At 71.3% G+C, this 15183-nt stretch carries 14 protein-coding genes; 2 read left to right on the plus strand and 12 right to left on the minus strand.

Annotated features, from left to right (window positions below):
- Positions 1-32: 32 nt before the first annotated feature.
- The 3 genes from ABZ564_RS02195 to proB form a co-directional block, all read right to left on the minus strand.
- Entirely contained in the window at positions 33-1316 is a 1284-nt protein-coding gene (locus ABZ564_RS02195; RefSeq protein ID WP_360848041.1) for a glutamate-5-semialdehyde dehydrogenase, read from the minus strand.
- An 82-nt stretch (positions 1317-1398) separates the two neighbouring features.
- Positions 1399-1899: a hypothetical protein gene (locus ABZ564_RS02200; RefSeq protein WP_360848044.1), complete on the minus strand. Its 501-nt coding sequence runs from the start codon at positions 1897-1899 to the stop codon at positions 1399-1401.
- Positions 1900-2041: 142 nt separating this feature from the next.
- Positions 2042-3127, minus strand: coding sequence for a glutamate 5-kinase (proB, locus tag ABZ564_RS02205; RefSeq protein ID WP_360848295.1), 1086 nt, complete (start codon positions 3125-3127; stop codon positions 2042-2044).
- 236 nt (positions 3128-3363) lie between these two features.
- On the opposite strand from proB, the gene rfbC reads away from it, so the two are divergent.
- Positions 3364-4017, plus strand: a complete 654-nt coding sequence (gene rfbC, locus ABZ564_RS02210) for a dTDP-4-dehydrorhamnose 3,5-epimerase (RefSeq protein WP_360848047.1) — start codon at positions 3364-3366, stop codon at positions 4015-4017.
- Here rfbC and rfbD read toward each other — a convergent pair.
- The 4 genes from rfbD to galE all read right to left on the minus strand — a co-directional run bounded on the left by rfbD (position 3998) and on the right by galE (position 8441).
- Complete coding sequence (gene rfbD, locus ABZ564_RS02215; RefSeq protein ID WP_360848298.1) at positions 3998-4864, minus strand: dTDP-4-dehydrorhamnose reductase; 867 nt, start codon at positions 4862-4864, stop codon at positions 3998-4000. The genes rfbC and rfbD overlap by 20 nt on opposite strands.
- A gap of 32 nt (positions 4865-4896) precedes the next feature.
- Positions 4897-5886, minus strand: a complete 990-nt coding sequence (gene rfbB, locus ABZ564_RS02220) for a dTDP-glucose 4,6-dehydratase (RefSeq protein WP_360848050.1) — start codon at positions 5884-5886, stop codon at positions 4897-4899.
- A complete protein-coding gene (locus tag ABZ564_RS02225; RefSeq protein WP_360848053.1) occupies positions 5883-6953 on the minus strand; it encodes a glucose-1-phosphate thymidylyltransferase in 1071 nt (356 codons plus the stop codon). Before ABZ564_RS02225 ends, rfbB begins: the two co-directional genes overlap by 4 nt.
- 516 nt (positions 6954-7469) lie before the next feature.
- Positions 7470-8441, minus strand: coding sequence for a UDP-glucose 4-epimerase GalE (gene galE / locus ABZ564_RS02230; protein ID WP_360848056.1), 972 nt, complete (start codon positions 8439-8441; stop codon positions 7470-7472).
- A gap of 176 nt (positions 8442-8617) precedes the next feature.
- Here galE and ABZ564_RS02235 point away from each other — a divergent pair, with 176 nt between their 5' ends.
- Positions 8618-10840, plus strand: coding sequence for a CDP-glycerol glycerophosphotransferase family protein (locus ABZ564_RS02235; RefSeq protein ID WP_360848059.1), 2223 nt, complete (start codon positions 8618-8620; stop codon positions 10838-10840).
- 81 nt (positions 10841-10921) lie between these two features.
- Here the strand turns inward: ABZ564_RS02235 and obgE are convergent, their stop codons facing one another.
- The 5 genes from obgE to ABZ564_RS02260 form a co-directional block, all read right to left on the minus strand.
- The gene (gene obgE / locus ABZ564_RS02240; protein ID WP_360848062.1) at positions 10922-12361 is read right to left on the minus strand and encodes a GTPase ObgE; all 1440 of its coding nucleotides are present in this window, start codon (positions 12359-12361) and stop codon (positions 10922-10924) included.
- A gap of 173 nt (positions 12362-12534) precedes the next feature.
- Complete coding sequence (gene rpmA / locus ABZ564_RS02245; protein WP_018103204.1) at positions 12535-12792, minus strand: 50S ribosomal protein L27; 258 nt, start codon at positions 12790-12792, stop codon at positions 12535-12537.
- 14 nt (positions 12793-12806) lie between these two features.
- Entirely contained in the window at positions 12807-13127 is a 321-nt protein-coding gene (gene rplU, locus ABZ564_RS02250) for a 50S ribosomal protein L21 (RefSeq protein ID WP_014045903.1), read from the minus strand.
- A 198-nt stretch (positions 13128-13325) separates the two neighbouring features.
- Positions 13326-14387 (minus strand): iron-containing alcohol dehydrogenase family protein, encoded by a 1062-nt coding sequence (locus tag ABZ564_RS02255; protein WP_360848066.1) that lies wholly within the window; start codon positions 14385-14387, stop codon positions 13326-13328.
- Positions 14375-15127, minus strand: a complete 753-nt coding sequence (locus ABZ564_RS02260; RefSeq protein ID WP_360848069.1) for a phosphocholine cytidylyltransferase family protein — start codon at positions 15125-15127, stop codon at positions 14375-14377. The genes ABZ564_RS02255 and ABZ564_RS02260 overlap by 13 nt, the downstream gene beginning before the upstream one ends.
- Positions 15128-15183 lie beyond the last annotated feature (56 nt).

Here is a 15183-nt window from a genome sequence, read left to right on the forward strand (position 1 = left end):
CAGGGAGACGGCGGATTCGCCCCTCACGAAAGTCACCGCACATGGCCGTCGCCGGTGACGATGTACTTGGTCGACGTGAGTTCCGGCAGACCCATGGGGCCCCTGGCGTGCAGCTTCTGCGTGGAGATGCCGATCTCGGCGCCGAAACCGAACTGGCCTCCGTCGGTGAACCGGGTCGAGGCGTTGACGGCCACCGTCGTGGAATCCACCAACTGGGTGAAGCGGCGGGCCGCGGCCTGCGAGGTGGTCACGATCGCCTCGGTGTGGCCGGAGGACCAGAGCCGGATGTGCGCCACGGCCGCGTCCAGCGACTCCACGACGGCCACCGCGATGTCGTACGAGAGGTATTCGGTCTCCCAGTCCTCGGTCGTCGCCGCCACCACCGTGGCCTTGGAGCCCTCGGCGTACTCCAGCACCCGTTCGTCGCCGTGCACGGTCACGCCGGCCTCGGCCAGGGCGTCCAGGGCGCGCGGCAGGAAGGCGTCGGCGATGTCCTGGTGGACGAGGAGGGTCTCGGCGGCGTTGCAGACGCTGGGGCGCTGGGCCTTGGAGTTGACCAGGATCTCCACGGCCATGTCCAGGTCGGTCTGCGCGTCGACGTACACATGGCAGTTGCCGGTGCCGGTCTCGATCACCGGGACCGTGGACTCCTCGACCACCGTGCGGATCAGCGAGGCGCCTCCGCGCGGGATGAGCACGTCGACGAGGCCCCGGGCGCGCATGAGATCCCGCACCGAGTCGCGGCTCTCGCCCGGCACCAGTTGCACCGCGTCGGCCGGCAGCCCGGAGCCGCCCACCGCGTCGCGCAGCACCCGCACCAGGGCGGTGTTCGAGGCGAAGGCGGAGGACGAGCCGCGCAGCAGGACGGCGTTGCCCGACTTCAGGCAGAGGGCCGCGGCGTCCACCGTCACGTTGGGCCGGGCCTCGTAGATGATCCCGACCACTCCGAGCGGCACCCGGACCTGGCGCAGGTCGATCCCGTTGGGGAGGGTCGAACCGCGCACGACCTCGCCGACCGGGTCGGGGAGGGCGGCGACGTCCCGTACGTCGGCGGCGATGGCACGGATGCGCTCGGGGGTGAGGGTCAGCCGGTCGACGACGGATTCGCTGGTCCCCGCCTCGCGGGCGCGCACCACGTCCTCGGCGTTGGCCGCGAGGATGTCGCTCGTCCGCACTTCCAGCGCGTCGGCGATCGCCAGGAGCGCGTCGTCCTTCGCCGCGCGCGGAAGTGGCGCGATGTCGGCGGCCGCGGAGCGGGCCCGGTAGGCGGCCTGGGCCACGGGAGACATGTTGTCGTACGGCGAGAGCGTGGTCATGCCCGCAGAGTAGTGCGCACACTGCGGGCATTCCGCACGCATCCCGTGATGCGAGACAGCCGTTTCACCGGCGGCGGCCGGGTCAGTACGGGTGGACGCCGACGGGGGCGGCCGGGGGCGGGCCGTATCCCTCGGCGACCCGCTGGTGGTAGGTCTCGCGGTCGATGACTTCGAGGCCGACGATCGACCAGGGCGGCAGGCCGGCGCTGGAGCGGTGCTCGCCCCACAGCCGCAGGGCCACCGCCGCCGCGTCGTGCAGGTCGCGGGCCTCCTCCCAGTAGCGGATCTCCGCGTGGTCGTTGGCGTAACGGCTGGTCAGCAGGAACGGGTGGTCGTGCGCGAGCTGTTCGAGCCCGCGTCTGACCTCCTTCAGGGGGAACTCGGTCCCGGAGACGCAGAGGGTGATGTGCCACAGCTTCGACGGGGCGTGCTCCTGGCCGGCCGGTCTCGGCTCCGGCCGGGGGGTGCGCTCGTCCCTCCGGTCCACGGGCCCGCTCCCGTCGAAACCGGTCCCCGCTCCGACACTGGTAAGGGTGCGGCCACCCGTTCCTCGGGGCGGCGCCCCCGGGCGCGCTCGTCTCACCGGCGGCCTCCCTGTGATGTGTTGCTTTGCTGTACCCCGCAGTTTCCCTGCTACAAAGTGGACCAGTCCGCGGCCCGGTGTGGGGCGGTTTTCGTGAAGGTCTCTGTCCGATGGCTGGACTTTCAGCCGTTTCAGGGGTGGGTCAGCCGTGCAGGACGACGAGATCGTCCCTGTGTACGACCTCGCGCTCGTAGGCGGGGCCGAGATCCCGGGCGAGGTCCCGGGTGGAGCGGCCCAGGAGCTGCGGCATCTCCTTGGCGTCGAAGTTGACGAGCCCGCGGGCCACCGGCCGGCCCTTCAGATCGCGCAGCTCCACCGGGTCCCCCGCGCTGAACTCGCCCTCGACCGCAGCGATCCCGGCGGGCAGCAGGGAGCTGTGGCGCTCCACGACCGCCTGGACCGCGCCGTCGTCCAGGGTCAGCGAGCCGCGCGGGGTCGAGGCGTGGGCGAGCCAGAGCAGCCGGTCGGCGGAGCGGCGGCCGGTGCGGTGGAAGTAGGTGCCGGTGTCGCGGCCCGCGAGGGCGTCGGCGGCGTGGCTCGCGGAGGTCAGGACGACGGGGATGCCGGCGGCGGTGGCGATCCGGGCGGCCTCGACCTTGGTGACCATGCCGCCGGTGCCGACGCCCGCCTTGCCGGCGCTGCCGATGCTGACCCCGGCGAGGTCTGCGGGTCCGGTGACCTCGGCGATGCGGGTGGTACCGGGGATGCTCGGGTCGCCGTCGTAGAGCCCGTCCACGTCCGACAGGAGAACCAGCAGGTCGGCGCGGACCAGGTGGGCGACGAGGGCGGCGAGCCGGTCGTTGTCGCCGAACCGGATCTCGTCGGTGGCGACGGTGTCGTTCTCGTTGACGACCGGCAGCGCGCCCATGTCCAGGAGCTGGTCCAGGGTGCGGTAGGCGTTGCGGTAGTGGGCGCGGCGGCTGGTGTCGTTGCTGGTGAGCAGGACCTGGCCGACGCGGACGCCGTAGCGGGCGAAGGATGCGGTGTAGCGGGCGACGAGCAGTCCCTGGCCGACGCTGGCGGCGGCCTGCTGCCGGGCCAGGTCCCTGGGCCTGCGGTGCAGTCCGAGCGGGGCGAGCCCGGCCGCGATGGCGCCGCTGGAGACGAGGACGACCTCGCGTTCGCCGCCGTCGCGGACCTTGGCGAGTACGTCGACGAGCGCGTCGACCCGGTCGGCGTCGAGACCGCCGGCCGCGGTGGTGAGGGAGGAGGAACCGACCTTGACCACGATCCTGCGGGCTTCCGTGACGCCCTGCCTTGCCCCTGACACCCGGTCCCCCAAGTTCGCTCGCTGGACCCCGCAATCTACGCGAGAGCGGAATCCGGCGCCTTCGCGTTCCGCACCGCGGAACCCTTTTCGCTCATGTCTGTCCCGTTCCGTGTCTGTTCGGTCCCCGTACTCGTTGGGCAGAGGTGGCGGGGCCGGCAGGAGGCCCCCGCGAACCGCGAAGAGGATGTGATCGCATGCGCCGGCTCTCCGTTCCCGGGGCCTGGGTGCACGAGCCCGAGGTCGTCCCGGACGGCCGCGGCAGCTTCCACGAGTGGTTCCGGGCCGCGGACCTGGAAGCGGCGGCCGGGCACGCGCTGGGGGTCGCGCAGGCCAACTTCTCCAGTTCCCGCCGGGGCACGCTGCGTGGGATCCACTTCGCGGACGTGCCGCCGGGCCAGGCCAAGTACGTGAAGTGCGTGCGGGGCGCGGTGCTCGACGTGATCGTGGACGTACGGACCGGCTCGCCCACCTACAAGCGGTGGGAGGCGGTCCGGCTCGACGACGCCGGCCACCGGGCGGTCTACCTCGCGGAGGGCCTCGGCCACGCCTTCATGGCGCTGACGGACGACGCGTGCGTCCTGTACCTCTGCTCCGAGGGCTACGCGCCGAAGCGCGAGCACGGCGTCGACCCGCTCGACCCCGCGCTGGGCATCGAGTGGCCCGCGGACATCGCCCCGCTGCTGTCCCCGAAGGATGCCTCGGCCCCGACGCTCACCGAGGCCGAGGAACAGGGACTGCTGCCCTCGTACGCCGCGTGCGAGGCGTACTACGCGCGACTGCGCGCGGGCGGCCCGGCGGTGCCGGGGGTCAGGGCCGGCGAGCCGTCGTTCAGTCCGGCCGGCCGCTGAGCGGGCGTTCGGCGGCGAGCAGGCCGGGGAAGGCCGCGTGCAGCGCCGGACGCCAGTCGCGGACGGGGGCGATCCCGGCGGCCGTGAAGCGGTCGTGCGCGAGAACGCTGTAGGCGGGCCGGGGGGCGGGGCGGGCGAAGGCGGCGCTGGTGGTCGGATGCACGCGGTCCGGGTCGGCGCCCAGCAGCCGGAAGACCTCCCGGGCCAGGCCGTACCAGCTCGTCTCGCCGCCGCTGGTGCCGTGGTAGACGCCCGCCGGTGCGGTGCCGTCGAGCGCGGCGCGGCCGAGGCGGACCAGCAGGCCGGCCAGGTCGGCGGTCCAGGTGGGCTGTCCGCGCTGGTCGTCCACCACGTCGAGGGTGTCCTTGACGGCTTCCAGTTTGATCATCGTACGGACGAAGTTGGCGCCGCCCGCGCCGTAGAGCCAGGCGGTGCGGACGACATGGCCCGTCTCGGGCAGGGTCTCCAGAACCGCGCGCTCGCCGGCCAGCTTGGTACGTCCGTAGGCGCTGCGCGGGGCGGTCGGGGCGTCCTCCGGGTACGGCCGGTCCGCGTCGCCCGCGAACACGTAGTCGGTGGAGACGTGCAGCAGGACGCCGCCGTGCGCGCGGCAGGCGTCGGCGAGGACGGCGGGGCCGGTGCCGTTGACCCGGAGCGCGGCCTCCTCCTGGCTCTCCGCGTCGTCGACGGCGGTCCAGGCGGCGCAGTTGACGACGACGGCGGGCCGGTAGGCGGCGAAGGCGGCGCGGACGCGGGCCGGGTCGGCGATGTCCAGGGCCGCGCGGTCCGCCGCGACGACGGTGACGCCCTCGCGGGCGAGGGCGGTCGTCAGGTCCCGGCCGAGCATGCCGCCGGCCCCGGTGACCAGCCAGCGCCGGTTCACAGGGTGGCCCTCTCCTTGAGCGGCTCCCACCAGGACCGGTTCTCCCGGTACCAGCGCACGGTCTCGGCGAGGCCGGTCCGGAAGTCCTTGCGGGGCGCGTAGCCCAGCTCCCGGCGGATCTTGGTGCAGTCGACGGAGTAGCGCCGGTCGTGGCCCTTGCGGTCCTCCACGTGGACCACATCGGTGTCCCAGTCGGCGTCGCACGCCTCCAGGAGCAGCCGGGTCAGCTCCTTGTTGGAGAGTTCGGTGCCGCCGCCGATGTTGTAGACCTCACCGGGGCGGCCCTTGGTGCGGACGAGTTCGATGCCCTGGACGTGGTCGTCGATGTGCAGCCAGTCGCGTACGTGGGCGCCGTCGCCGTAGAGCGGGACCGGCCGGCCCTCCAGGAGGTTGGTGACGAAGAGCGGGATGACCTTCTCGGGGAAGTGGTGGTGGCCGTAGTTGTTCGAACAGCGGGTGACGCGCACGTCGAGGCCGTGGGTGCGGTGGTACGCCAGTGCGATGAGGTCGCTCGACGCCTTGGAGGCCGAGTACGGGGAGGTGGGTGCGAGGGGTTCGTGCTCGGTCCAGGAGCCCTCGTCGATGGAGCCGTAGACCTCGTCGGTGGAGACGTGGACGAAGGTGCGGACGCCCGCCTCGTGCGCGGCGTGGACCAGGGTGTGGGTGCCCACGACGTTCGTGCGCACGAAGGCGGCGCCGCCGTCGATGGAGCGGTCGACGTGGGACTCGGCGGCGAAGTGCACCACCTGGTCGTGCCCGGCCATGAGCCGCCCCACCAGGTCCGTGTCACAGATGTCGCCGTGCACGAAGGAGAAGCCGGGCCGGCCCCGGACCTCGTCCAGGTTGGCCGGGTTGCCCGCGTAGGTCAGGGCGTCGAGCACGGTGACGGCGACGTTCCCCGGGCCGTCCGGGCCGAGCAGCGTACGGACGTAGTGGGAGCCGATGAAGCCGGCGCCGCCGGTGACGAGGATGCGCGTAGCGGTCATGAGGAGATCTGCACCTTGCTGTGGTCGCCGAGGACGAGACGGTGGGCGGAGGGGCTGCGGGGCGCGGGCGTCACCTCGACGTCATGGCCGATCAGCGACGCCTCCACGCGCCGCACCCCGTCGATGGACGCGCCCCGCAGCACGATGGAGTACTCGATCTCGCTGTCCTCGATGCGGCAGTTCTGGGAGACCGAGGTGAACGGGCCGACATAGGCGTCGCTGATCACCGAACCGGTCCCGATGATGACGGGCCCGACGATCCGGCTGCGGGTGACCCGGGCACCCGGTTCGATCAGGACCCGGCCGATGATCTCGCTCTCGCCGTCCACGTAGGCGCCCTCGGTGCACGGCTCGACGCCCTCCAGCACGGTCCGGTTGACCTCCAGCATGTCCGTGACGTTGCCGGTGTCCTTCCAGTAGCCCCGGATGATGGTGGAGCGCACGTCGCGTTCCTGGTCGATCAGCCATTGGATGGCGTGGGTGATCTCCAGCTCGCCGCGCCAGGAGGGCCGGATCGAGCGGACGGCCTCGTGGACGGCCGGGGTGAAGAGGTAGACGCCGACCAGGGCGAGATCGCTCTTGGGGTGCTCCGGTTTCTCCTCCAGGGCCACCACCCTGCCGTCCCCGTCCAGCTCCGCGACGCCGAACGAGGTCGGGTCGGGCACCCGGGTCAGCAGGATCTGCGCGTCGGGCCGGTCAGCGCGGAACTCCTCGACCAGGCCCGCGATCCCGCCGACGATGAAGTTGTCGCCCAGGTACATCACGAAGTCGTCGTTCCCCAGGAAACGCTGGGCGATCAGGACCGCGTGGGCGAGGCCGAGGGGTTCGGACTGCGGGATGTAGGTGACGTCGATGCCGAAGCGCGAACCGTCGCCGACCGCCGCGCGGATCTCCTCCTCGGTGTCGCCCACGATGATGCCGACCTCGGTGATACCGGCTTCCGCGATGGCCTCCAGGCCGTAGAACAGCACCGGTTTGTTCGCCACCGGCACCAGCTGTTTGGCCGAGGTATGGGTAATGGGACGAAGCCGGGTGCCCGCCCCACCGGAAAGTACGAGAGCCTTCACAGTTTCTGCCCCCACGATGCGAAATGGCCGATGAGATGGCGGTCCTGACGTAGCTGTGACCTCCGGCCGACCTTACTGAGAATCGCCCTCACTTCCGTGGTGAAACGGCACGCCCCACCCCTTGCCCGCACATCCGGGGCGCTCTCGCACATTTCCTTACGCCGAGCGGGTGAATTCATGGACATGGCAAAGGGGTACAGGCGGGCGCTCGTTTCTCACGAAGCTTGTACTCCCCTCTCATCGCCGGACCCGCCGCATTCCCCACGGTGGCGGGGACCCCCGCGCCACCCCGCCCCCGCCCGGCTCGCCGCGGAGCCGGCCGCCCCCGCCCCGGCGCGGACGACGCCGAACGAATGCCGGCCCGGCGCAGCGCCGTCCCCGAGACCAGGGGCCTGGAGGCCCGAGGACGCGCGAAGGGGCCCGGCACCGCTCGACGGGAACGGTGCCGGGCCCCTTCTTTACGGGCTCCGCTTCTTTACGGGCTCCGCCTTACGGGGCTTCCGTACGGGCTCCGCCCTACGGGTGGCGCAGGCGCCAGCCCTGCCAGGCGGACTCGATCATCTCGTCCACGCCGTACCGCGCCGACCAGTCCAGCTCCTCGCGGATGCGGTCGGCGGCGGCGACCACGCGGGCCGGGTCGCCGGGGCGGCGGGCGGTGACCTCGGCGGCGGTGTCCTCGTTGCCCGTGACCTTGAGGATGCGCTCGACCATCTCGCGCACCGAGCTGCCCTCGCCGCGGCCGATGTTCAGCGTGAGGTCCGTGCCGGCCTCGGCCCCCTCCAGCCGGCGGGCGGCCGCGAGGTGGGCGGAGGCGATGTCCTCGACGTGGATGTAGTCGCGGATGCAGGTGCCGTCCGGCGTCGCGTAGTCGTCGCCGAAGATGCGCGGGGACTCGCCCGCCTCCAAGCGCTCGAAGACCATCGGGATCAGGTTGAACACACCGGAGTCGGCCAGCTCCGGCGCTGCCGCGCCCGCCACGTTGAAGTACCGCAGCGACGCGCAGCGCAGTCCGTGGGCCCTGGCCGCGGCGTGGATCAGCCACTCGCCGACGAGCTTGGTCTCCCCGTACGGGCTCATCGGCGCGCACGGCGTCGCCTCGGTGACGAGGTCGACGTCGGGCATGCCGTAGACCGCGGCGGAGGAGGAGAACACCAGCCGGTCGACGTCCGCCGCGACCATGCTCTCCAGCAGGACCTCCAGGCCGGTGACGTTCTCCTTGTAGTAGTACAGGGGGCGGTCGACGGACTCGCCGACCTGCTTCTTGCCTGCGATGTGCACCACACCGGTCACCCCGTGCTCGCGGATCGCGGCGTCGAGGGCCTGGCGGTCGAGAACGCTGCCGGTCACCAGCGGAACCCCCGCCGGGACCTTGTCGGCGCTGCCGGTCGACAGGTCGTCGAACACGACCACCTGCTGACCGCCCGCGAGCATGGCGCGCACCACGTGCGCACCGATGTATCCCGCCCCGCCCGTAACCATCCAGGTCATGTCGTGCGTCTCCTGTCAGATGCTGTACCCGTCAGCGCTCCACCCTACGTGGACGCCCCGAGGCACCCTCCGGTCGCGCCCGGGGCGATCAATTACGCTGTCCGGGTGCCGGACGCCGACCACTGTTGCACGGTCCGACCGCGCCCCTCGTAACAGCCCTCTGGAACTGGTGGACGATGCCTCGACTGACACTCATCGTGCCTGCGTACAACGTGCAGGGGTACATCGGGGAGTGTCTGGACTCCGTACTCGGGCAGGACTTCACCGACTTCGAAATCATCGGCGTCGACGACTGTTCCCCGGACGGCTCCGGCGCGGTCCTCGACGCGTACGCGGCACGCGACGACCGGCTGCGTGTGCTGCACCTCACGGAGAACGTGGGCCTGGGCCGCGCGCGCAACGCCGGTCTGGACCTGGCGACCGGTGACTACGTCCTCTTCCTGGACAGCGACGACACCCTGGCACCGGGCTCGCTGGCGGCCATCGCGGCGCGGCTGGACGCGACGGACGACCCCGACGTCCTGATCTACGACTACACCCGGACGTACTGGGACGGGCGGCTGCTGCGCAACAAGCGCTCCGACCTGATGACCGAGGACGGCCCGGCCGTCTTCTCGCTCGCGGAGCGGCCGCAGCTGCTGGACCTGCTGCAGATCGTGTGGAACAAGGCGTACCGGCGCGACTTTGTCACCCGGCACGGTTTCCGGTTCCCGCCCGGCTACTACGAGGACGCGCCGTGGACGTACAGCTCGCTCATCGCAGCGGAGCGCATCGCGGTGCTCGACCGTTCCTGTGTGCTGTACCGGCAGCGGCGTGAGGGCGGCAACATCCTCCGGACGGTCAGCCGGAAGCATTTCGACGTCTTCGACCAGTACGATCGGGTGTTCGCCTTCCTGGACGAGCGGCCCGAGCTGGATTCGTGGCGTCCGGCGCTCTTCCGGAAAATGGTCGACCACTTCCTGACCGTGCTGGAGAAGCCGGGCCGGCTGCCGCGCAACGCGCGCGCCGAGTTCTTCCACCGGGCGGCCAAGGACTACCGCGCGCGCCTTCCGGAGGGCTTCGAGCGGCCGCCGGGCGGCCGGGGTTACAAGTACGCGCTGCTCGGGGTCGACTCGTACTCCGCGTTCTTCGGCCTGACCCGCGCCAACAACGTCCGCCACCGCGCCCGGCTGGGCGGGCAGGCCCGCATCGGCCGGGCCAAGCGGGCCGCCCTGGGCATGTTCTACCGGTCCCAGCTGCGGATGCCGCTGGACGAGAACCTCGCGGTGTTCTCCGCCTACTGGGGGCGGGGCTACTCCTGCAACCCGGCGGCGATCGAGGCCGAGCTGGGCCGCCTCGCGCCGCAGGTGCGCCGGGTCTGGGCCGTACGCGCCGAGCACCGCGACCGGGTACCCGCGGGCGTCGAGAAGGTGATCGTCGGCTCCCGCGAGTACTGGGCGGTCATGGCCCGCGCCAAGTACCTCACCAACAACGTGAACTTCGGCGACACCATCGTCAAGCGCGAGGGGCAGATCCACCTCCAGACCCACCACGGCACCCCGCTGAAGACGATGGGGCTCGACCAGGCGCAGTACCCCGCGTCCACCAGCATGGACATGGAGAAGCTACTGCGCCGGTGCGACCGCTGGGACTACAGCCTGTCCGCCAACCGGTTCTCCACCACCGTCTGGGAGCGGGTCTATCCCTGCCGGTACACCACGCTGGAGACCGGCTACCCGCGCAACGACGTGCTGGTCGGCGCCACCGCGGCGGACGTCGTGAAGGCACGGCACGACCTGGGCCTGGCCGACGGCACGACCGCCTTCCTCTACATGCCGACCCACCGCGAGTACGAGAAGTCCTTCACGCCCCGGCTCGACCTGCCGAAGCTGGCCGAGGACCTGGGCCCGGACGTGACCCTGCTCGTGCGCGGGCACTACTTCTACAAGCCCACCGGCCGGCTCGCCGAGCTCCAGGCCGGCGGCCGGATCATCGACGTCTCCGGTCACGGGAACGTCGAGCAGCTCTATCTCGCGGCCGACGCCCTGATCACCGACTACTCCTCGGCGATGTTCGACTACGCCAACCTGGACCGGCCGATCGTCATCCACGCGGACGACTGGGACACCTACCGGGTGGTGCGCGGCACCTACTTCGATCTCATGGCCGAGCCGCCGGGCGCCGTCGCGACGACCCAGGAGCGGCTGACCGCGATCCTGGGCTCGGACGAGTGGCGCGACGACAGGGCGGCGGCCCTGCGCACGGCGTTCCGGGAGCGGTACTGCGACTACGACGACGGACGGGCCGCCGAGCGCGTGGTGCGCAAGGTTTTCCTGGGCGAGGAGTCCCTGCTGCCGGTCGTCCCGCTCGCCGAGCGCCCCCGGGTCCCCTCCCCGGCCGAGGCGACGGCCCGGGCCTGACGGGCCCCGGAAACGACCGCGGTCCCGGCCCCCTCACGGAAAGGGGGCCGGGACCGCGGTCGTTTCGGAAGCATCACCCGCCTACGCGAACGGGTCGAACTCCTGGTACTCCTTGACGGCCTCGTCGCGCTCGGCCTCGCGGTCGCGGCGGCGCTGGGTGGCCGGACGCGGCGCCTCCAGGCGGTGGTCCTCGCCGCGGCGGCCGAGCATCTCCGCACCGGCCGACACGGTCGGCTCCCAGTCGAAGACGACCGCGTTGTCCTCGGCGCCGATCGCCACGCCGTCACCCGCCCGGGCCCCGGCCTTGCGCAGCTCGTCCTCGACGCCCAGCCGGTTCAGCCGGTCCGCGAGGTAGCCGACGGCCTCGTCGTTGTTGAAGTCGGTCTGGCGCACCCAGCGCTCCGGCTTCTCGCCGCGCACCCGGTAGATGCCGTCCTCCTCCAGGGTGACGGTGAACCCGGTGTCGTCCACGGCCTTGGGCCGGATGACGATGCGGGTGGCCTCCTCCACCGGCTTGGCGGCGCGCGCCTCGGCGATGATGCCGGCCAGGGCGAACGACAGCTCCTTGAGCCCGGTCCTGGCGACGGCGGACGCCTCGAAGACGCGGTAGCCGCGCGCCTCCAGATCGGGGCGGATCATCTCCGCGAGGTCCCGGCCGTCCGGAACGTCGATCTTGTTGAGGACGACGATGCGGGGCCGGTCCTCGAGCCCCCCGTACAGCTTCAGCTCCTCCTCGATCATGTCGAGGTCGGAGACCGGGTCGCGGTCGGACTCCAGCGTCGCCGTGTCCAGTACGTGGACGAGCACCGAGCAGCGCTCGACGTGGCGCAGGAACTCCAGGCCGAGACCCTTGCCCTGGCTGGCGCCCGGGATCAGGCCGGGCACGTCGGCGATGGTGTAGACGGTGCTGCCCGCGGTGACCACGCCCAGGTTCGGGACGAGGGTGGTGAACGGGTAGTCCGCGATCTTCGGCTTGGCGGCCGACAGGACCGAGATCAGCGAGGACTTGCCGGCGCTCGGGTAGCCCACCAGGGCCACGTCCGCGACGGTCTTCAGCTCCAGGACGATGTCCCGCGCCTCGCCGGGCTCGCCCAGCAGCGCGAAGCCGGGGGCCTTGCGGCGGGCGGAGGCCAGCGCCGCGTTGCCGAGGCCGCCGCGGCCGCCCTGACCGGCGACGAAGGCGGTGCCCTGGCCGACGAGGTCGGCGAGCACGTTGCCCTGGCGGTCGAGGACGACGGTGCCGTCCGGGACGGGCAGGACCAGGTCCTGGCCCTCCTTGCCGGTGCGGTTGTCGCCGGCGCCGGGCTGGCCGTTGGTGGCCTTGCGGTGGGGGTGGTGGTGGTAGTCGAGGAGCGTGGTGACGGACTGGTCGACGACCAGGGTCACATCGCCGCCGCGGCCGCCGTTGCCGCCGTCCGGGCCGCCGAGCGGCTTGAACTTCTCACGGTGAACGGAGGCACAGCCGTGGCCTCCGTTACCCGCGGCGACATGCAGTTCGACGCGGTCCACGAAGGTGGTCATGGGTGGAACCTCCAGTTGCATACCTGCGGAAAAATCTCGCTCGTCCCCGTGGAGCCGTCCGGCGGATCACACCGGGCAGCCCCTCTGGGGACAACACGCGAAAGGCGGACCCACTTCCCTAACAGGAAGTGAGGTCCGCCTCCACGTCATACCGCTCGACGAGCGCCGGGAATTCAGCCGGCGATCGGAACGATGTTCACGACCTTGCGGCCACGGTGCGTGCCGAACTCGACCGCACCGGCGGCGAGGGCGAACAGCGTGTCGTCGCCGCCACGGCCGACGCCCGTGCCCGGGTGGAAGTGGGTGCCGCGCTGGCGGACCAGGATCTCACCGGCGTTGACGGCCTGACCGCCGAAGCGCTTCACGCCGAGCCGCTGAGCATTGGAATCGCGCCCGTTCCGGGTGGACGATGCGCCCTTCTTGTGTGCCATGTGTTCTCAGTCCCTTACTTCGCAGCCGCGGGAATACCGGTGACCTTGATCGCCGTGTACTGCTGACGGTGACCCTGGCGACGGCGGTAGCCGGTCTTGTTCTTGTAGCGAAGGATGTCGATCTTCGCGCCCTTGTGGTGGTCCACGACCTCGGCCTGGACCTTGATGCCGTCCAGCACCCACGGGTCGCTGGTCACGGCGTCGCCGTCGACAACGAGCAGGGTAGAGAGCTCTACCGTGTCGCCAACCTTGGCGGTGGAAATCTTGTCAACCTCAACGATGTCGCCGACAGCAACCTTGTGCTGGCGACCACCGCTGCGCACGATGGCGTACACGCGGATCTCACTCTCACTCGAAGCGGAAACCTCTGATGCCAGCCGCTCACACGGGCCCGGAGACCCATGACGATCCGGAGTGGACGAGCGGCCTCTCCCGTGCGAGCGGGAGGTCGGTGCTCAGAGGTGTGGCGAACAAACGCCGACGGTCAAGGCTACGGGGCCCCGCACAGCCGGTCAAACCGGGCCCGGTTCCCCTCAGGCCGCGGCGCTCCTGACGTACTCGGCGTACGCGTCCCTGATCCCGTCCTCGGACAGGTTCAGGTGCTCCAGGATCGTGTACCGGCCCGGCCGGGTCCCCGGCGCGAACGCGACCACCCGTACGAACTCGTCCACGTCGAAGCCCATGTCCTCGGCGGTCACCGGCAGCCCGTGGCGCCGCAGCACCTCGGTCATCCGGACGGACTCCTGGACGGCGCCGCGCAGATGCATGGCGAACGCCGCGCCCAGCCCGCACTGCTCGCCGTGGCTGGCGGCCCGCTGCGGGAAGAGCAGGTCGAACGCGTGGTTGATCTCGTGGCAGGCGCCGGAGGCCGGGCGGCTGTCGCCGGCCACCGACATCGAGATCCCGGTGAGCACCAGGCCCTCGGCCAGCACCTGGAGGAACGCGTCGTCGTCCAGGCCGCCGGGGTGGCGCAGCACGGCCTCACCGGCCTGCCGGGCCATCGCGGCGGCCAGACCGTCGATGTCCTCGCCGTTGACCCGGTGGGCCAGCTCCCAGTCCGCGACGGCGGAGATGTTGGAGAGCGCGTCCCCGATGCCGGACCGCACGAAGCGGGCGGGGGCCTCGCGGATGACGTCGAGGTCGATGACCACGGCGATCGGGTTCGGCACGCCGTACGAGCCGCGGCCCGCGTCGTTGTCCAGCGTCGCCACCGGGGAGCACAGCCCGTCGTGGGACAGGTTCGTCGCCACGGCGACCAGGGGCAGCCCGACGCGCGCCGCGGCGAACTTGGCGCAGTCGATGATCTTGCCGCCGCCGAGGCCCACCACGGCGTCGTACCGCTCCGACTTCATGGCCTCGGCGAGCTTGACCGCGTCGTTCAGCGTGCCGCCGCCCACCTCGAACCAGGAGGCGCCCGGCAGGCTGTCCGAGAGCCGTTCCCGCAGCGCCCGGCCGGAACCCCCGCTGATCGCGACCGCCAGCTTGCCCGAGCCGGAGATCCGCTGATCGGCGAGGACACCCGCCAGATCCGCGAGAGCCCCGGCCCGGATGTCGACGACGACCGGCGCGGGTATCAGCCGGGTCAGTACTGGCACGCGATCTTCCTGCCCTTGGCCAGGTCCTCGTGGTTGTCGATCTCGACCCACTTGACGTCGCCGATCGGCTCCACGTCGACCTTGAAGCCGCGGTTGACGAGCTCCTGGTAGCCGTCCTCGTAGTAGAGGTCCGGGTCGCGCTCGAACGTCGCCTTGAGCGCGTCGGCCAGCTCGCCGGCCGCCTCGCCCTCGATGAGCGTGACGCCGATGTACTCGCCGGTGGCCTCGGCCGGGTCCATCAGCTTGGTGATCCGCCGGACGCCCTCGGCCGGGTCGACGACGACCTTCATCTCCTCGTCGGCGAGCTTCTTCACCGTGTCGAGGGCGAGGATGATCTTCTTGCCGTCGCCGCGCGCGGCCAGCAGCGTCTTCTCGACGGAGACCGGGTGCACGGTGTCGCCGTTGGCGAGGATGACCCCGTCCTTGAGGGCGTCCCGGCCGCACCACAGGGAGTAGGCGTTGTTCCACTCCTCGGCCTTGTCGTTGTCGATCAGCGTGATGCTGACGCCGTACTTGGCCTCCAGCGCCGCCTTGCGCTCGTACAGGGCCTCCTTGCGGTAGCCCACGATGATCGCGACCTCGGTCAGGCCGACCTCGGCGAAGTTGCCGAGCGTCAGGTCGACGACGGTCAGGCTCTCCTCGTCGCCCTCGGGGCCGACGGGCACCAGGGCCTTGGGAAGCGTGTCGGTGTAGGGGCGCAGACGGCGGCCGGCGCCGGCCGCCAGAATCATGCCGATCATGGGGTTCTCCTTGGTCCTTGGTACGGAGTGGTGGTGCGGGTGTCCGGGATGGCGGG

The sequence above is a fragment of the Streptomyces sp. NPDC019224 genome (assembly GCF_040632605.1).
Classification (GTDB): domain Bacteria; phylum Actinomycetota; class Actinomycetes; order Streptomycetales; family Streptomycetaceae; genus Streptomyces.